At 72.9% G+C, this 17,093-nt stretch carries 16 protein-coding genes; 8 read left to right on the top strand and 8 right to left on the bottom strand.

Annotated elements, in window-relative coordinates; all coding sequences use genetic code 11:
• Positions 1-8: 8 nt before the first annotated feature.
• Positions 9-1,148, top strand: a complete 1,140-nt coding sequence (locus tag ACH0A8_RS03165) for a glycosyltransferase family 1 protein (RefSeq protein ID WP_251155548.1) — start codon at positions 9-11, stop codon at positions 1,146-1,148.
• 107 nt (positions 1,149-1,255) lie between these two features.
• Entirely contained in the window at positions 1,256-1,942 is a 687-nt protein-coding gene (locus ACH0A8_RS03160) for a hypothetical protein (protein ID WP_251155547.1), read from the top strand.
• Between the two features lie 63 nt (positions 1,943-2,005).
• Here the strand turns inward: ACH0A8_RS03160 and purE are convergent, their stop codons facing one another.
• Positions 2,006-2,473: a 5-(carboxyamino)imidazole ribonucleotide mutase gene (purE, locus tag ACH0A8_RS03155; RefSeq protein WP_209685282.1), complete on the bottom strand. Its 468-nt coding sequence runs from the start codon at positions 2,471-2,473 to the stop codon at positions 2,006-2,008.
• A gap of 124 nt (positions 2,474-2,597) precedes the next feature.
• Positions 2,598-3,734, bottom strand: coding sequence for a 5-(carboxyamino)imidazole ribonucleotide synthase (locus ACH0A8_RS03150; protein WP_251155545.1), 1,137 nt, complete (start codon positions 3,732-3,734; stop codon positions 2,598-2,600).
• 131 nt (positions 3,735-3,865) lie between these two features.
• On the opposite strand from ACH0A8_RS03150, the gene ACH0A8_RS03145 reads away from it, so the two are divergent.
• Both ACH0A8_RS03145 and ACH0A8_RS03140 read left to right on the top strand, forming a co-directional pair.
• Complete coding sequence (locus ACH0A8_RS03145) at positions 3,866-4,393, top strand: GtrA family protein (protein ID WP_209685165.1); 528 nt, start codon at positions 3,866-3,868, stop codon at positions 4,391-4,393.
• 24 nt (positions 4,394-4,417) lie between these two features.
• Entirely contained in the window at positions 4,418-5,992 is a 1,575-nt protein-coding gene (locus ACH0A8_RS03140) for a DUF2142 domain-containing protein (RefSeq protein ID WP_209685163.1), read from the top strand.
• A gap of 102 nt (positions 5,993-6,094) precedes the next feature.
• Here the strand turns inward: ACH0A8_RS03140 and ACH0A8_RS03135 are convergent, their stop codons facing one another.
• Positions 6,095-7,051: a lysylphosphatidylglycerol synthase domain-containing protein gene (locus tag ACH0A8_RS03135; protein WP_406906459.1), complete on the bottom strand. Its 957-nt coding sequence runs from the start codon at positions 7,049-7,051 to the stop codon at positions 6,095-6,097.
• 147 nt (positions 7,052-7,198) lie between these two features.
• On the opposite strand from ACH0A8_RS03135, the gene ACH0A8_RS03130 reads away from it, so the two are divergent.
• A complete protein-coding gene (locus tag ACH0A8_RS03130) occupies positions 7,199-8,257 on the top strand; it encodes a hypothetical protein (protein WP_209685159.1) in 1,059 nt (352 codons plus the stop codon).
• Positions 8,254-9,459: a glycosyltransferase gene (locus ACH0A8_RS03125; protein ID WP_406906456.1), complete on the top strand. Its 1,206-nt coding sequence runs from the start codon at positions 8,254-8,256 to the stop codon at positions 9,457-9,459. The genes ACH0A8_RS03130 and ACH0A8_RS03125 overlap by 4 nt, the downstream gene beginning before the upstream one ends.
• 90 nt (positions 9,460-9,549) lie before the next feature.
• On the opposite strand, the gene ACH0A8_RS03120 is transcribed toward ACH0A8_RS03125, so the two are convergent.
• The 3 genes from ACH0A8_RS03120 to ACH0A8_RS03110 are packed head-to-tail and all read right to left on the bottom strand — an operon-like array spanning position 9,550 to position 12,327.
• Positions 9,550-10,857, bottom strand: coding sequence for a UDP-glucose/GDP-mannose dehydrogenase family protein (locus tag ACH0A8_RS03120; RefSeq protein WP_251159528.1), 1,308 nt, complete (start codon positions 10,855-10,857; stop codon positions 9,550-9,552).
• A 53-nt stretch (positions 10,858-10,910) separates the two neighbouring features.
• Positions 10,911-11,459 carry a PH domain-containing protein gene (locus tag ACH0A8_RS03115; protein WP_066655064.1) on the bottom strand — a complete coding sequence of 183 codons (549 nt, stop codon included), beginning with the start codon at positions 11,457-11,459 and terminating at the stop codon, positions 10,911-10,913.
• A 4-nt stretch (positions 11,460-11,463) separates the two neighbouring features.
• Positions 11,464-12,327, bottom strand: a complete 864-nt coding sequence (locus ACH0A8_RS03110; protein WP_066655066.1) for a biotin--[acetyl-CoA-carboxylase] ligase — start codon at positions 12,325-12,327, stop codon at positions 11,464-11,466.
• Between the two features lie 74 nt (positions 12,328-12,401).
• Here ACH0A8_RS03110 and ACH0A8_RS03105 point away from each other — a divergent pair, with 74 nt between their 5' ends.
• Positions 12,402-13,997 (top strand): acyl-CoA carboxylase subunit beta, encoded by a 1,596-nt coding sequence (locus ACH0A8_RS03105; RefSeq protein ID WP_066655068.1) that lies wholly within the window; start codon positions 12,402-12,404, stop codon positions 13,995-13,997.
• On the top strand, positions 13,997-14,272 hold the full coding sequence (locus ACH0A8_RS03100) for an acyl-CoA carboxylase subunit epsilon (protein WP_271825324.1): 276 nt from the start codon (positions 13,997-13,999) through the stop codon (positions 14,270-14,272). Before ACH0A8_RS03105 ends, ACH0A8_RS03100 begins: the two co-directional genes overlap by 1 nt.
• 472 nt (positions 14,273-14,744) lie before the next feature.
• On the opposite strand, the gene ACH0A8_RS03095 is transcribed toward ACH0A8_RS03100, so the two are convergent.
• On the bottom strand, positions 14,745-15,791 hold the full coding sequence (locus ACH0A8_RS03095; protein WP_144411329.1) for a hypothetical protein: 1,047 nt from the start codon (positions 15,789-15,791) through the stop codon (positions 14,745-14,747).
• Positions 15,788-17,089, bottom strand: a complete 1,302-nt coding sequence (locus ACH0A8_RS03090) for a sensor histidine kinase (RefSeq protein ID WP_406906452.1) — start codon at positions 17,087-17,089, stop codon at positions 15,788-15,790. The genes ACH0A8_RS03095 and ACH0A8_RS03090 overlap by 4 nt, the downstream gene beginning before the upstream one ends.
• Positions 17,090-17,093: the final 4 nt, after the last annotated feature.

Here is a 17,093-nt window from a genome sequence, read left to right as displayed (position 1 = left end):
GGGGCTCCATGACGACTCTGCGCGTGATCGTCGACCAGGTCGTCGCACCGGTGCCGGGCGGGATCGGCCGGTACGCCGAGGAGCTGACGCGCGGGCTCGTCGAGACGGCACCGGACGGGTGTGACGTCGAGGGGATCGTCTCCGCCACCGCCGCGTCCGAGCTCGACCGACTCCGTGCCCTGCTGCCGGGCGTCGACCTCTCCCGGACCGCACTGCCGCGTCGCGAGCTGTCCGTGGCGTGGCAGCTCGGCCTCGCGCGCACCGCCGCCCACGGCATGGTCCACGCCCCGAGTGTCCTGGCCCCGCTGGTCCGCCACGACCCGCTCCGCGACCCGGGCACCCAGACCGTCGTGACGGTCCACGACACGGTTCCCTGGACCCATCCGGAGACCCTGACCCCGCGCGGTGTCCACTTCCACAAGGCGATGGTGCGTCGCGCCTTCCGGTACGCGGACGCGGTCGTCGTGCCGACCCACGCCGTGGCCGAGGAGCTGAACGGGATCCACCGCTTCGGCGACCGGCTCCGCGTGATCGGCGGCGCGCCGAGCAGCAAGCTCCGCGTCCCCGTCGACGCCGACCTGCGCGCCGAGCGACTCGGCCTCCCCGAGCGGTACGTGCTGGCGGTCGGGACCCTCGAGCCACGGAAGGGCCTGCAGCACCTCATCGCCGCGATGGCACACCCTGAGGCACCGTCGGACGTGCCACTGGTCGTCGCCGGGCCGGACGGCTGGGGCGACGTCGACGTCCACGAGACCGCCGAACGAGCCGGACTCCCTCCCGAGGCCGTCCGGGTGCTCGGGCGCATCGACGACGCCGACCTGGCGACGGTCTACGACCGGGCATCCGTCTTCGTGTTCCCGAGCCTCGCCGAGGGCTTCGGACTGCCGGTCATCGAGGCGATGAGTCTCGGGACCCCGGTCGTCCACTCCGACGACGCAGCGGTCCGCGAGGTCGCGGCGGACGCCGGCGTCACGGTCGCCCGGGAACCGCTCGACTCGTACCCGACCCGGCTCGCGCAGGCCGTGTTCCAGGTCGTCTCCGACGAGAACCTCGCGGCGCAGTTGGCCGTGGCCGGACTCGACCGGGCACGGATGTTCGACTGGCGCGACTCGGCCCTCGAGACCTGGCAGCTGCACGCCGACCTCTGATCCGAGGGTCCCCGACCCGGACGACCGGTCCGCGCACCCGACCTCGATGCGCTGCGGCGCCCGTGTCGCCGCGTCGGCTCCGCGTGTGACCTGCGAGGATCGATCGCATGTCCCGTCGACTCCCCGTCACCGCCGCCTCCGTCGTCCTCGCCGTCACCGCCGCCGTCGTGCTCGCAGGGTGCTCCGGTGGCGACGGGCCCGAGCGGACGGCCTCGGCGTCCCCGAGCCGCTCGGCCACTCCGGCACCGACCGGGAGCGCACCGACGACCGTTCCCCCGTCCTCCGGATCCTCACCGTCGGACGTCCCGTCCCCCGGCCCGTCCGGCGGCGTGGACGACGGCACCGGACCCGGTACGGGCAACGGCAGCGGCGTGGAGCAGCCGGACTCCGTCGACTTCGCCGCGGTCTCGGCCCAGGGCGTCGCCGCAGCCGGCGGAGGAACGGTCGTCTCGCTCGCCGGGTCAGGTGACGAGTGGACCGTCGTGGTCGCGGGCCCCGACGGCTCCCGGACCCAGTCGGTGGTCTCCGCGACCCTGGGCCGTGTGACCTCCGGCCCGTTCCCCCGCGACGTGGACGCGGCGACGGCAGCGGCCGACGCAGCCCGGTCCGCCGCAGCCGAGGTCGACGCAGCTGCGGCGGCGGCGTCGGCGACCGCCGCGGTGCCCGGCAGCACGCTCCGGTCCGTCGTCCTGGAGGGGTCCGACACGGCGCCCGTCTGGAACGCGGTCGTCACCGTCGGAGGCGCCGAACGCTCCGTCACGGTCGACGCGCGGACCGGGACCGCGGCCGCCTGAGTCGGGGCGGCCTCCCCGGCGCTCCCGCGGGCCGACGCGACGTCGACAGCGACGACGAGGCCGTCAGAGCTGGGCGCGGAGCGCCGCGGCCTTCCGTTCCACCATCTCCTCGAGCGCACCGGCGTGCTCGGCGAGCCGCTGCGCGACGTCGGCGTCCGAGCTCCCGAGGATCCGTGCAGCGAAGAGCCCGGCGTTGGCAGCGCCGTTGATCGCCATCGTCGCGACCGGGATGCCGGCCGGCATCTGCACGATGGACAGCAGGGAGTCCAGCCCGTCCAACCGCGCCAGCTGCACGGGGACGCCGATGACGGGCAGGGTGGTCATCGACGCCACCATGCCGGGCAGGTGTGCCGCGCCGCCGGCACCGGCGATCACCACACGCACCCCTCGCTCTGCCGCGCCCCGGGCGAACCGCGCCATCTTGTCCGGCGTCCGGTGTGCGGAGACGACGTCTGCCTCGAACGTGATCCCGAGTTCGGTGAGGACGTCGGCAGCAGCGCGCATCGTCGGCCAGTCCGAATCGGACCCCATGATGATCGAGACGAGCGGTGCAGGAGCGGTGGTGTCGGTCACGCGTCGAGCCTAGCCCGCGGGGCCTTCCGCCCGGGGTCGAGGGCACGGCCGAACGTGCACCCGCTGCGGTCCGTCCAGCGGGTCAGTCGTCGAAGTGCGCGGCTGCTGCGCGTGCGCGGTAGACCACGTCGTCGACGTCCTCGCCGGTCACCGTGACGTGACCGATCTTCCGTCCCGGTCGGGGCGCCTTGCCGTAGAAGTGGTACTTCGCCTCGGGGAACGCGTCCAACGCGGCGGGGTACCGGGCCGCCAGGTCCCCGTCGAGCGGACCGCCGAGCACGTTGACCATGACGGACACCGGGGCGAGGGCGCCGGTGGCACCGAGCGGCAGGTCGAGGACCGCGCGGAGGTGCTGTTCGAACTGGCTCGTCGTGGCGCCGTCGATGGTCCAGTGCCCCGTGTTGTGCGGGCGCATGGCCAGCTCGTTGATGAGGATCCGCTCATCGTCGGTCTGGAACAGCTCCACGGCCAGGACCCCGGTCACGTCGAGCTCCTCGGCGATGCGGACGGCGGTGCTCTCCGCTGCGTCCGCGAGCCGCCCGGCGGACCGCGGAGCGGGAGCGATGACCTCGGCGCACACGCCGTCGCGCTGCACCGTCTCGACGAGCGGCCACGCGACGACCTCCCCGGAGGGGCGTCGCGCCACGGACTGCGCGAGTTCACGCGTGAACGGCACGAGCTCCTCCACCAGCAGTGCCTCGTCGGTGCCCGTCTCGGCCAGCGCCGTGAACCAGTCGTCGGCCTCCCCCGCGTCCCGCACGACCCGGACGCCCTTGCCGTCGTAGCCACCACGCGCCGTCTTCACGACCGCACGTCCGCCGTGGGCGGCCAGGAACCGGGCCAGCTCGGTCTGGTCGCGGACCGCAGCCCAGTCGGGGACGGGCAACCCGAGCTCGGACAGCCGGGTGCGCATCGTGATCTTGTCCTGGGCGACACCGAGCGCAGCAGGTCCGGGGTGGACGGCCACCCCGGCGTCCACGAGGCGACGGAGCACCTCCTGCGGCACGTGCTCGTGGTCGAAGGTGACGACGTCGACGTCCCGCGCGAACGCCAGGACGGTGGCGGCGTCGTGGTAGTCGCCCTCCGCTGACGCCGCGATCGCAGCGGACATGCCCGGTCCCTCAGCGAGGACCCGGATGTCGAGGCCCAGCTCGATCGCCGCGGGCACCATCATGCGCGCAAGTTGTCCGCCACCGACGACCCCGACCCGCAACACCATGCTCAAACCCTCCACGACCCCAGGCTCACGCCAGGGTCCACTCGACTACAATCCTGCGAGGCCGATCGTCGATCCGCCCGGCGCCGGCGTTCCCGCCGGCATCCGCAAGACTACGGAATCCTGGAGGCCACGTGCGGCGCCTCATCGCCCAGCTCGCCCGGTTCGGCATCGTCGGAGCCTTCGGGTTCCTCGTCGACTTCTCGGTGTTCAACCTGCTGCGGGCGACGGTCCTCTCCCCCGACGAGGTCCACTCCGGCCCGTTCTGGGCGAAGGTGGTCTCGACGGTGGTCGCGATCCTCGTCAACTGGGTCGGCAACCGGTACTGGACCTTCCGTCACCAGCGTCGTTCCGTCGCGGCGAAGGAAGGGCTCGAGTTCGTCGTCGTGTCCCTCGGCGGCATGGTCATCTCACTCGGCTGCCTCGCCGTGTCGCACTACGTGCTGCACTTCACGTCCGCCCTCGCGGACAACATCTCCGGCAACGTCATCGGCCTGGCACTCGGGACGGCGTTCCGGTTCTGGCTGTACAAGGTCTGGGTCTACCACCCGGACCGGGTCGAGCGCGAGAGCGCCGACCGTCGCGGAGCCGAGGCGCAGGACCGTGAGGACGCGCCGGTGGTCCCCGGTGCTCCCGAGGTGGGCCGTCCGTACCAGGGCTGACGCACCGCCCCGTAGGATCGACCGGTGTCGACCGGAACGGAACGCCGAGCAGTGACCGACGGGGCCGTCCCGCCCGTGTCCCGCCGCGAGCTGGTCGCGGTGGCGGTCGTCACGACCGCCTTCGCACTCTGGCTCGGCGTCTGGGCGATGGTGGTCCCCGCCTTCCAGGCCCCGGACGAGACAGCACACGTCGACGCCGCCGTGCACCTCGCACTGGGCGAACCGTGGGTCGATCCCGGAGACCTGCGTGTGCTGAACGCCGTGCAGGCCGCGGTGGCACAGCAGGACGGAGTCCCGCACGACGAACGGTCGACCTTCTCCGAGCTGTCGGCGGGAGCGCCCGGGGCCTCGGGGACCGTCAACCAGATGACCCAGCACCCGCCCACGGCCTACGCGGCGTACGCGCTCGTCCTGCGTGCGGTGGACTACGGCGACCTGCGCTGGGACCAGGCCCTCCTCGTGCTGCGCCTGGTCGACGCCGCAGTCGTCGCGCCGCTCGCGGTGCTGGCCTGGGCCACCGTCCGACGGTTGACGCGGTCTCCCCGGGCCGGGCTGGTGGGCGCTCTGGCACTCTTCGCCACGCCACAGCTCGCGTCCATCGCATCCTCCGTGTCCAACGACGCGCCGGTCCTGCTGCTCTCCGGGGTCGTGGTCTGGATCGTGACACGGGTGCTCACCGGGGACGTGCGCTTGCGGACGCTCGTGTCGCTCGGCCTCGTGCTCAGCCTGCTGGTCTGGACGAAGGGCACCGGTCTGCCCGCGGTGCCCTTCGTCGGACTCGCCGCGTTCGTCGGAGGAGCCGGCGCTGCCACGCTCCGGACGCGTGTGGTCCGCGCCGCGGTACCGCTCGTGATCTGCGCGGCGCTCGGGTCCTGGTGGTGGCTGCACAACCTCGTGGCCTACGGTCGGGTCCAGCCGAACGGCTACTCCGCGATCCGGGGCCCGCAGGACTTCCCGCCCGGCGAGGGGCCGTCCGTCCTCCACTTCCTCGACGTCAGCTGGGGGACGCTCACCAGGACGTTCTGGGGCAGCCCCGGCATGCGTGCCCAGGTGAGCATCGGTGACCTCCTGACCGCACTCCTCACGGTCGCCACCGTGGCGGTCGTCGCGCTCTTCGCCTTCCGAGCGGGTCCGCTCCGACGTCCGGCCGTCGTCCTCGCGGTGTTCCCCGCGCTCCTCGTGGTCGTGCAGACGGCGACGAGCGCCCGCGGGTACCTCACGACGACCGAGGTCGCAGCGACGCAGGGACGGTACTACTTCCCCGCACTGCTCTGCCTCGTCGCCCTGAGCGCGGTCGCGTGGCGACGGCTCGCACGGCGGGTCCACGGGCGCGCCCTCGTCACCGGTCTCGCGGTCGGCCTCCCCGCTGTCGGTGCGTACGGGCTCGTGGTCGTCGGCAACTGGTTCTGGAACGCGGCCGAGCTCCTGCCGACGGCGGCCGGGTCCGAGCGCTTCCGCACCTTCGCGCCGGTGCCGCCCGTCGTCGTCGGCATCGTCGTCGCGTGCGTCGCGGTCGGCGTCGTCGTGACCGTCCTCGCGATCAGCCGGCAGAGGTACCTCGCCGCGTCGTCCCCCGACGTCGGCGGTGCCACGACCTGACCCGCCAATCGGCCGCACGCGACCCGCGGGGCCGACGTGTGACCCGACCGCCGGTCCGGCCCGCCCTGTCGCCCGGGTGCAGTGCGGTGCCGTGCCGGTCCGTCAGACCTGTTCGGGTGCCTCCGCGTCGGGACCCACGGCGACGACCTTCCGTCGGCCGGAGCCGAACCAGGTCGGGATCGCTGCGGTCAGCAGGAACAGCGCGTCCACCGCGAGGCTCCAGATGCGTGTGACGACGACGACGACCAGGGCGACCGGGCCCGGCATCACGATCGCGAGCAGGAGCCCCTGGACGCCCTCGCGGACGCCGAGTCCGCCGGGAGCGAAGACGGCGAGCATGCTGATCGCGGACGCCATGCTCGCCGCGCCGATCACGAACGCGGCGTCCTGGACCCGCAGCGCCGGGTACACCGCGAGTGCGATGAAGTAGTAGGCGGTCCCGGAGATCACGGCGCCGAGGACGTACAGCCCGGCGCCGACCACCACCGTGCCGAGCGCCGGCCTGACGTCGTCGTCGAGCGGTCGGCGTCGGAGGATCCGCAGTGCGAGCTGGATCAACCCGAAGAACACCCGCGGGACGAGGCAGACGACGCATCCCACGAACGCCACCACCATGAGGACCACGAGCCAGACGTCGAGGGAGTGCGTCCTGGGGTCGACCAGCAGGAGGACCAGGGCGAGCGCCAGGGTCGCCGCGATCTGCAACGCGCCCTCGAGCAGTCCACTGACACCCAGACGCGCCTTCGACACGCCGTGCCGCGAGGCGAAGTAGACCTTGCCGACGATCCAGGTCGCAGCGCCCGGGATGTACCGCCCCATCCACGACTTCGCGTACACGAACGTGAGCGTCGTACCGCTGCCACGCAGGTCGCGGGCGCCGAGCCTGCGGAGGAGGAAGAACCAGATGCCGACGCCCCAGTACCGGAAACCGAGGCTGATGGCCGTTGCGAGTGCGACCCACCACCAGTTCCACTCGACGCCGGCCAGCTGCGCCCAGTCCACGCTCCGGACGTAGAGGAACACGAAGACGGCGAGGGCGACGTAGAAGACGATCGGCACGGCCCGCGTCAGGATCCGCTTCGCCCGAGCGCGCCGTCCTGCACCTGTCTGTTCCACAACACCCTCCACGATGACGCCCCAGTCTAGGTGACGTGCTCTCGGGGTCCGGTTCGTCCGGGGCAGGGCCCTGCAGTAACATCCAGCGGGATGGCCACCACCTACAGCTTCTACGGCATTCTCGACGTCAACCTCCAGACCGAGCACCGGGGATGGCGACGCTACTTCGACAACGAGTACGCGCGCATCGCCCGGCCGAGTGCCGACGCCCCCGCCGCACCGCTCACGGTGGACGTCCGCATCGCCGACCGCGCACCGAGCCGTGAGCCCGGTGACGTCCGTGGCACCGAGCGCTTCAAGGGGCTCTTCAGGTTCTCGTACGTCATCCGGGGCCTGGACACCGACCACGTGACGATCTGGTTCCGCAGCCACTGGCTCGACCGGGTCTACATGAACGCCATCGGCGTCTACCTGCAGGCCCAGGTCCTCGAGCCGATCATCTACGCGAAGCTCCTCGAGCGCGACGTCCTGCTCATGCACGCCGGCGGTGTCGCGTCCGACACGAAGGGGTTCCTGCTCCCCGCGTACGGCGGGACCGGCAAGACGACGCTCAGCATGTCCCTGATGGCCGCCGGGTACAAGCTCCTCGGGGACGACCTGCAGTTCGTCGACCTGCGCCGCGGTGTGGTGCACCCGTACCCGCGCCCGCTCCACATCTTCACGTACAACGTGCAGAACCTCGTCGGCGCGAAGGTGCCGTTGAAGTACTCGTCGGCGGTCTACACGAAGAACGTCATCCGGTGGTTCCTCGAACGCCTCCTGCGCCGCGAGTTCCTCATCTCGACCCGGATCCACGCGGACGAGCTCTACCCGGGCGAGGTGTTCGCGGACTCGGTGCCGTACACGGCGATCGGCTTCCTGCGGAAGACCGGACCCGGCGTCGAGTCCGTCCGGATCACCGACGAGAACGTCGACGAGCTCGCCGACGGCATCGCCGCGTCGGCGGACCTCAACGACAGCCTGGCGTCGATCCTGGAGCGCGACCCGCGGCTGGCTCCGATGCTCGAGCGGGAGCACCGGGTCCTCGTCACGCTGCTGCGGCAGTTCGACCGGCTGCTCTACGTCAACACGCGACAGATGGACCTCTCGTCGCCGGACGAACTCGTCCGCGAGCTCGAGGCGGGCACGCTCCGGCCGTCGGACGCATGACCCGCCCCGCCGGGTCTGCCCGGCCCCGCCTGCTCGTGCTCGCGTCCACCTTCCCCGCCCACCCGGACGACGGCGTCCCCGCCTTCGTGCTGGACCTGGCTCGGCAGGAGGCGGTCGAGTTCGACACCGCGGTACTGACACCGCGGGTCGCCGGCGCCGCCCGCTCGGAGACGATCGACGGCGTCCGGGTGCGTCGGTTCGCCTACTTCCCGCGGCGCTTCGAGGACCTGGCCGACGGCGCGATCCTGGACAACCTCAAGGCCGACCGGAAGCGTCTGCTCCAGGTCCCGGCACTCCTCGCGGCACAGTTCCTCGCGGTGCGTCGAGCCGTCCGCGCCGCACGTCCCGACGTGATCCACGCGCACTGGGCGATCCCCCAGGGGCTCGTCGCGGCACTGGCGGCACCCGGGGTGCCCCTCGTCGTCACGACGCACGGCGGCGACGTCTACGCGCTCCGCGCCGCGCCGCTGGTCCGGCTGAAGCGCTGGGTGTTCGGGCGTTCGGCGCACGTCACCACCGTCAACGACGAGATGCGGGCCCGCCTGACGGAGTGGGGTGTCGACCCGGCGCGGTCGAGCGTCGTCCCGATGGGGGTCGACCTCGCGCCCGCGATCGCGGCCAGGGAGACCACCGTCCGGCGACCCGGGCACGTGGTGGCCGTCGGCCGGCTGGTGGAGAAGAAGGGCTTCGGGAACCTCGTCGAGGCACTCCGCGGTCTCGAGGGCGTCGACTGGTCGCTGACCGTCGTCGGCGACGGCCCGTGGCGCGAGCGCCTCGAACGACAGGCCGCGGGGCTGCCGGTCACCTTCGTCGGGCAGCGCGGCAAGCACGAGGTGCTCGCCACCCTGGCGTCCGCCACCGTCGTGGCCCTGCCGTCCGTACCGGCCGCGAACGGGGACCAGGAAGGGCTCCCGGTGACGCTCCTCGAGGCGGCGGCGGTCGGCGCGGCGATCGTTGCCAGCGACCTCCCCGGCATCCGGGACGTCGTCCGCGACGACGTCTCGGGCCTGCTCGTGGAGCCCGGCGACGTCGACGCGCTGCGCGCCGCCCTCGAGCGAGCGCTCACGGACGCCGACGCCCGGGAGCGCCACCAGGCCGGAGCGACCGCCGCTGCGGCCGAGTACGCGACCGAGCGCATCGGCTCCCGCTACCGGGACGTCCTCCGCGCGGCCGTCGAGCGCCGCACCCCGCTCCGGGGCTGAACGCTCCCGGCCGGGTCCGCCCGTCCGGAGACGACCGACGGCCGCTCCCGGTCAGGGGAACGGCCGCCCGTCGTCAGCGGGGTCGGACCGCTAGCGGCCCATGCCCCGGTAGGTGAAGCCGGCGGCGGTCCAGGCCTCGCGGTCGAGGCAGTTCCGACCGTCGACCACGACCGGCGACGCGACGAGCGAGGCGACCTCGTCCGCGTCGAGCGCACGGAACACCGACCACTCGGTCAGCACGAGCACGATGTCCGCGCCGGTGACCGCCTCGGTCGGCGATCCGACGTACTCGAGCTCCGGGTGCAGCCGACGGGCGGTCTCGATCGCCTCCGGGTCGTACGCCGCCACCGACGCGCCGAGCTCGTGCAGGCGTGCCGCGATGTCGAGCGCCGGGGAGTCGCGGACGTCGTCCGAGTTCGGCTTGAATGCCAGGCCCAGCACGGCGACGCGCTTCCCGGTGACCGTCCCACCGAGCATCTCCGTGGCGAGGTCGACCGCGTGCGCGCGTCGACGGAGGTTGGTGGCGTCCACGTCGGCCAGGAAGGCGAGGGACTCCCCCACGCCCAGCTCGTCGGCGCGGGCCTGGAACGCGCGGATGTCCTTCGGCAGGCAGCCGCCGCCGAAGCCGAGACCGGCGTTGAGGAACTTCCGACCGATCCGGTCGTCGTGCCCGATCGCGTCGGCGAGCGCCGTGACGTCGGCGCCGGCGACCTCGGCGATCTCGGCCATCGAGTTGATGAACGAGATCTTCGTCGCGAGGAACGCGTTCGCGCTGATCTTCACGAGCTCCGCCGTGGGCAGGTTCACCACGAGGCGGGGCGTCCCCGCGGCGAGCGCCTGCGCGTACACCTCGTCGAGGGCCGCGACGGCACGCTCGCCGGCCTCGCCCTCCGGGACGCCGTAGACGAAACGGTCGGGCGAGATGGTGTCCTGCACGGCGAAGCCCTCGCGCAGGAACTCCGGGTTCCACACCAGGGTCGCACCGGGGACCGCCGCCTCGACCTCGGCGGCCAGGCGCGCGGCGGTGCCGACCGGGACGGTCGACTTGCCCACGACGAACGCACCGGCCGACAGGTGCGGCGTGAGCGAGGCGACCGCGGCGTCGACGTACCGCATGTCCGCGGCACCGGTGGGACCCTGCGGGGTGCCGACCGCGAGGAAGTGCACGGCGGACCCGGCGACCTCGGCCATGTCGGTGGTGAAGCGGATGCGACCGGACGCCAGGGCCTCGGTCAGGATCTCGGGCAGCCCGGGCTCGAAGAAGGGGGCCTCGCCGGCGGCGAGACGCTCGATCTTGGTCGGGTCGACGTCGACCGCGACGACCTCGTGTCCGAGCTTGGCCATGGAAGCGGCGTGCACGGCACCGAGGTACCCGCAGCCGATGACGGAGATACGCACGGGACGACGCTACCGGGTAACGAGGAAGACTCCCACTCCGGGCGCTCGGCACCTCACCGACCGGGGTCGCCCCAGGCGGGTCGCGAGGGTCCCCCGACGATCTCGTCCCAGTCCGGCTCGCGGTGCCGTCGGCGGGCCTCGTGCGCCTCGACCAGGTCGTGCAGCACGGCCACCACGAGGTCGGCGTGCGGGACGTCGGCGAGCACCACGGGCGTGTCCTCGCCGGGGAAGACGAGCACGTCACCGGACCGCCACACCCCCTGCAGGCCGCGGCGCCGCACCGTGACGTCGTACCCGCGGGAGTGCAGGAGCTCGCGACGGGTCCGGGTGCCGAGACCACGGACCACCACGAGCCGCCGGGTCGTCACCACGTACCGCTCGGACATCCACCGCAGCAGCGGGACGAGGCCGCCGAGGACGACGAGCAGGACCGTCAGTCCGGCGACGACCGCGTTCAACCACGCGAGGTGTGCGCGGAACACGCCGAAGCCGAAGCCCCCTGCCAGTGCGACGACCACGACGAAGACGGCCGGACGGACGAGTCGGCGCGCGTGCGGCCGCAGCCGCGCGACCACGCGTTCGGGCGGCGGCTCGGCGGTCATGCCGTCATGCATAGCGCAGGTGGGTGAGGTCCCCCACCGCGACGCCCCTGGTTCGGCCGTCCCGATCCCGGATCGTGATGCGACCGTCGTCGTCGATGCCGGTGGCGTCGACCTCGTCGACGGTGCCGTCGGGCAGTTCCAGACGGACCCGGCGACCGATCGTGCCGCACGCTGCGCGGACGTGTGACCGGACGGCTCCGGCGGCCGCACCCCCGTCCACCAGCGCACGCACCGCCTCCAGGACGGCCGTCGTCCAGGTGGACAGCACCGCGTCCGCCAGGCCGTCGGCGTCACCGGTCGCACCGGCGACCGCCAACGACGTCGCGGTGGGCGTCGGCAGGGCGTCCTCCGGGATCGTCAGGTTCACGCCGGCGCCGACGACGACGCTGCCGTCGGCGGCGACCTGGCAGAGGATGCCGCACACCTTGCGTCCGTCGACGAGCACGTCGTTCGGCCACTTCACCAGGACACGCGGCTCCGGCACGGGCGTCGCGTCGTCGGCGTCGGCGGCCGGACGGGAGGCCCTGGTCGCCGCGTCGACGTCGCCCAGCACGGCGGACACCGCGTCGCGCATCGCGGCGCCGGCGACCAGGGGCAGCCACCCGCGGTCGCGGTCGGCCAGGTCGGCGCGGACGAGCAGGCTCACCGCGAGCGTCTGCCCGGTCGGCGCGCTCCACGACCGGTCGAGCCGCCCGCGCCCCGCCGTCTGGTCGAGCGTGACCACGGCGCTGCCGTGCGCCCGACCGGGAGCGACGTCCAGCAGGTCGGCGTTCGTGGAGCCGGTGCGCCCGACGGCGTCGAACACCCCACCGGCGGCCTCGACGACGGCACGGGCACGCGGCAGGACCGGCGGGACGGGTGTGGACATGCACGCAAATCTACGGGCAGGAACCGTGGGGGTCCTCCAACCGGCCCCGCCGTGGCCGCCGGTAGGGTGAGCGGGTGACCACAGGAGACACCCCCGACCTCTCGACCACGGCCGGTCGCCTCGCGGACCTGCGCGACCGCTACCACGAGGCCGTGACCGCCGCGGGCGAGGCCGCCATCGCGAAGCAGCACGCGAAGGGCAAGGGCACCGCCCGCGAGCGCATCGAGCAGCTCCTCGACGAGAACTCGTTCGTCGAGTTCGACGAGTTCGTGCGCCACCGCACGACGTCGTTCGGCATGGACGCCAAGCGCCCCTACGGCGACGCCGTCGTGACCGGCGTCGGCACGATCCACGGCCGCAACGTCGCGGTCTACGCGCAGGACTTCACCGTCTTCGGTGGCTCCCTCGGCGAGGTCGCCGGCGAGAAGATCGTCAAGGTGATGCAGCACGCGCTGAAGACGGGTGTGCCGATCATCGGCATCCTCGACTCCGGCGGCGCCCGGATCCAGGAGGGCGTCGTCGCCCTGGGCAAGTACGGCGAGATCTTCCGCCTGAACACCCAGGCCTCCGGGGTCATCCCGCAGATCTCCATCGTGATGGGGCCGGCAGCCGGTGGTGCGGTGTACTCCCCCGCGCTCACCGACTTCGTCATCATGGTGGACAAGACGAGCCACATGTTCGTCACCGGTCCGGACGTCATCAAGACCGTCACCGGCGAGGACGTCGGCTTCGAGGAGCTCGGCGGCGCACAGACGCACAACGCCGTCTCGGGCGTCGCGCACTACCTGGCCGAGGACGAGACCGACGCGCTCGACTACGCGCGCTCCCTCGTCGGCTTCCTGCCGGACAACAACCTGTCCGACCCGCCGGCCTACGACGTCGCCCCGGAACTCGAGACGACCGACGCCGACCACGAGCTCGACGTCGTCATCCCCGACTCGACGAACCAGCCGTACGACGTCACGACGATCGTCGAGCACATCGTCGACGACGGTGAGTTCCTCGAGGTCCAGCCGCTCTTCGCCCCGAACATCATGGTCGGCTTCGGCCGCGTCGAGGGCCGCACCGTCGGCATCATCGCGAACCAGCCGCAGGCGATGGCCGGGACGCTGAACATCGACGCCGGCGAGAAGGCGGCCCGCTTCGTGCGGTTCTGCGACGCGTTCGGCATCCCGATCCTGACCCTCGTCGACGTCCCCGGCTACCTGCCCGGCACCGACCAGGAGTGGACCGGCGTGATCCGGCGCGGCGCGAAGCTGCTGTACGCGTACGCCGAGGCGACCGTCCCGCTCGTCACCGTCATCACGCGGAAGGCCTACGGCGGCGCGTACATCGTGATGGGCTCGAAGCAGCTCGGTGCGGACATCAACCTGGCGTGGCCGACGGCCGAGATCGCGGTGATGGGCGGCCAGGGTGCGGTCAACATCCTGTACCGGGCCGAGATCAAGCGCGCGGAGGAGGCGGGCGAGGACGTCGCCGCGGTGCGCACCAGGCTCGCGAACGAGTACACCTACAACGTGGCGTCGCCGTACCTGGCGGCCGAGCGTGGCGAGCTCGACGGCATCATCCAGCCGCACGCGACCCGGGTCTCGGTGATCAAGGCGCTGCGGGCGCTGCGCGGGAAGCGCGCGTCGCTGCCGCCGAAGAAGCACGGGAACATCCCGCTCTGATGGGACGACACGCAGCACACCTCCCGGCGGACGCCGCGGTGCCGGCCGCGGCGGACGGCCCGGTCGGCGCCGACGTCCGGGTCGTCGCGGGCGACCCCTCGCCGGAGGAGCTGGCGGCCGTCGTCGCCGTGCTCCAGCGGCAGGCCGACGAGGTCGCCGCCACCGGTCGCGCCGAGGTCACCGAGTCACCACGTGCCGGGTGGGACGCGTCCGCCCGCGGCCTCCGCCGGCCGCTCGAGCACGGCTCCGGCGCCTGGGCCCGCTCGTTGCGCTGACCGACGGGCTGCGAGCCGCACGCCGCACGTCCCTCAACGGACCCCCGCCGTTCCCCGGCGGGGGTCTTGCGCGTCCGGGGGTACCGGCGGCACGATGTACCCCTGTCGCACCGCGCGACCCGGTCGTCGAACTCGGGTTGCGGGGTGCACTTCCCGGTCGGTCTCCCCTCGGACGGGGGACACCTCGACCGCGGAACCACCGGGAGGGCGTGGCTTGTCCCCCATAATGACGACTGACACGGCTTCGGGCAGCGGGCATAGTTGTCTGTGTTCGGTGTCCTTCCCAGAAGAACATCGTTGGTCGGTGGCCGACTAGGGTACGACGCCTCCGACCAGCTGCGAGCCAGGGCGACATTCGGGTTGTCGCTCAGGCTCGGGTCGTGAACGGGCCGGCCCCTCGGGACCGGCCCGTTCCCCGTTCCCGGGTGGCCTTGCGCGCGCGTCACGCTGGACGGCGGCCGCCGGTGCCGCCTCAGACCGTCGCGCGGCGCGGGATCTCGGTCCAGAGCACCACCGAGTCGTCCTCGTCGCCGTCGTCGTCCGATCCGACGCCGAGCGCCGCGGACTCGCTCGCCGCGGTGTCCAGTCGCAGCCCGACGATGGTGACCGCCGCCTCCGACCCCTCGGCCACCGTCCGGACGATCACGTTGTCCGCCTCGCGGGCTCGGCGCAGCGCACCGGCGATCTCGGCGTGCACCCGGCGGAGCTCGTCGATCTCCAGGTCGTCGAGGCCACCGTCGTCGTGCAGCTGTACCGTGGCCCCCCGTCGCCGCAGGCGCATGACCTCGTCACGGACGTCGTCGGACAGCAGCGACCGTCCGCGGATCTCGTCGCGGATCGCCTGCTCGAGGTGCAGGCACTCGGCCCGCTCGGCGTCGGTCAGGTCCCCACCCCGATCGATCACCTGCTGCAGCATCGGCAGCGCCATCCGGGTGGTCTGGCTCAGGCGGAACTGCCGCTCGAACACGTGGGCGTCCTGCGCGGCCTGCCAGTCGGCGGTCTCCTGCTCGGCACGGATGAAGTCGCGCGTGGTGCGGGTCGCCCGGTCCATCGCGACGGCGAAGCCGGTGGCGACGGCGACCCACGTCAGGTTGCCGACCAGTCCGAGCGCCCCGAAGGCACCCGGTCCTGCCCAGACCACACCGAAGACCGTGACGAAGCCGACGCCGACCCACGCGAAGGCGCGTCGGCCCCGCACGACGAGCACGACCATGAGCGTGCCGACCGCGGCGACCCACCAGGTGATCGAGTCGTCCTTCACCGTCAGGTCGACGACCGGGGCGGCGATGACCGGCATGACCAGCGCGGTGGCGAGCGAGAAGCACGCCGCCCAGACCGGGAGGGTCCGACCGGGCAGGAAGATCGCGACGGCACTCGCGGCGGCGTAGAGCGCCATGCACGTGAGCACCGGACCGACGTCACGGACGAACGGGAACGACGCCACGCCCAGTACGAGGTGGAAGACGGAGAACAGCGCGGCGAGCCCGATGGCGATCCTCGCCGGCAGGGACACCCTCATGCGGACACCTCCGGGTGCCACTCGAGGCGGACCCGCGTACCCGCCCCGGGGTTGCTCGCGACCACCGCCGTGCCGCCCACGGCCTGCACCCGCTCGATGATCGAGCGGCGGACGCCGAGCCGCGCGGCAGGGACGGCAGCGAGGTCGAACCCGGCGCCGTCGTCACCGACCTCGACGTGCACGGCGCCACCACGCTGCTCGACACGGACCCACCGCTCGACCCCTGCCCCGCCGGCGTGCTGCACGCTGTTGACGCACGCCTGCAACGCCGCGGATGCGAGCGCGTCCGCGATCGTCGCCGGCATGCGCAGCCCGCCGACCGGGGCGTCCCGCAGCCGGACGGGAGCGGCGAGCGCTCCGACGGCGTCGGTGATGCGGACGCGGAGGTCGTGCACCGTCACGGGCGGGGCCTCCCCCGGCAGGTCGGCTGCAGCGGCGCCGAGGTGGTCGATGGCGTTGCGCGCCATGCGGGCGGCGAGGGCCTTCGCCTCGGGTGTGTCCGCGCGTGCCGCCGAGAGCAGCGTGGTCAGGACGCTGTCGTGGACGATCGCGTCGACCTGCACGCGCTCGACCTCGGTCGCGTGCTCGCGGATCGCGAGCGAGTAGCGCCGCACCGCGGTGGCCTGTGCGGCGTCCACCGCAGCGGCGGCCCGACGGAGGAGCACGGCGATGACGAGGACCGCTCCGCTGAGGATCGCCGAGTACACGCCCTGGAGCACCGCGCTGGCCCCGGCGTCGCCACCGAGCGGCGTGAGGCGCACGACGACGTAGACGGCGGGCACGAGCGCGGTGTAGACGGTCGCGCGCCACGGTGCGAAGCCCATCGCCGCCGCCGTCGACCCCACGGTGAGGAACCACCACGGCCAGGGGTACTGACTGTCCGGGATCGGCTCGCGGACGGTGAGCGGCCACGTGACGAGCACGACGAGGAACAGCAGCGCGCACACGATCTGGGCGACCTGCGCGAACCGCTGCGCGAACGCGGACACCCCGACCGCCACGAACGACGCGCCGAGGACCGCCGCGGCGACCGGGCCCCACACGGGATCGAGCCACGGCAGCTGCCGCACGACGGCGGGCGCGTAGACCGCGCCGTACCCGACCGCGGCGACCGCGATGAGGATCGCGAAGAGTCGTTCGACCGATGCCTGCGTCAGCGCGGGTCGCACACCGCGCAGCGGGTCGACGCCGAACGGTGCCGCCTCGGTCGGCGCGACGTCGTCCGTCGCGGAGCCCGACCCGTCGGGCGCCCCGGCCGGGACACCTGCCGACCGTGCCGGTCCGGCCGTGGTGGCCATCGGG

Origin of the sequence: Curtobacterium sp. 179-B 9B NHS (genome assembly GCF_045370965.1) — a bacterium.
Taxonomy (GTDB): Bacteria; Actinomycetota; Actinomycetes; order Actinomycetales; family Microbacteriaceae; genus Curtobacterium.
The sequence above is the reverse complement of the archived record's forward strand: the minus strand, read 5'-3'. Positions and strand labels throughout refer to the sequence as shown.

Excerpts from the sequence above, each read along its gene's own strand:
- ACH0A8_RS03165 (WP_251155548.1), top strand. The coding sequence starts at position 9 with ATGACGACTCTGCGCGTGATCGTCGACCAGGTCGTCGCACCGGTGCCG.
- ACH0A8_RS03160 (WP_251155547.1), top strand. The coding sequence starts at position 1,256 with ATGTCCCGTCGACTCCCCGTCACCGCCGCCTCCGTCGTCCTCGCCGTC.
- purE (WP_209685282.1), bottom strand. The coding sequence starts at position 2,473 with ATGGGGTCCGATTCGGACTGGCCGACGATGCGCGCTGCTGCCGACGTC.
- ACH0A8_RS03150 (WP_251155545.1), bottom strand. The coding sequence starts at position 3,734 with ATGGTGTTGCGGGTCGGGGTCGTCGGTGGCGGACAACTTGCGCGCATG.
- ACH0A8_RS03130 (WP_209685159.1), top strand. The coding sequence starts at position 7,199 with ATGGCCACCACCTACAGCTTCTACGGCATTCTCGACGTCAACCTCCAG.
- ACH0A8_RS03125 (WP_406906456.1), top strand. The coding sequence starts at position 8,254 with ATGACCCGCCCCGCCGGGTCTGCCCGGCCCCGCCTGCTCGTGCTCGCG.
- ACH0A8_RS03115 (WP_066655064.1), bottom strand. The coding sequence starts at position 11,459 with ATGACCGCCGAGCCGCCGCCCGAACGCGTGGTCGCGCGGCTGCGGCCG.
- ACH0A8_RS03110 (WP_066655066.1), bottom strand. The coding sequence starts at position 12,327 with ATGTCCACACCCGTCCCGCCGGTCCTGCCGCGTGCCCGTGCCGTCGTC.
- ACH0A8_RS03100 (WP_271825324.1), top strand. The coding sequence starts at position 13,997 with ATGGGACGACACGCAGCACACCTCCCGGCGGACGCCGCGGTGCCGGCC.
- ACH0A8_RS03095 (WP_144411329.1), bottom strand. The coding sequence starts at position 15,791 with ATGAGGGTGTCCCTGCCGGCGAGGATCGCCATCGGGCTCGCCGCGCTG.
- ACH0A8_RS03090 (WP_406906452.1), bottom strand. The coding sequence starts at position 17,089 with ATGGCCACCACGGCCGGACCGGCACGGTCGGCAGGTGTCCCGGCCGGG.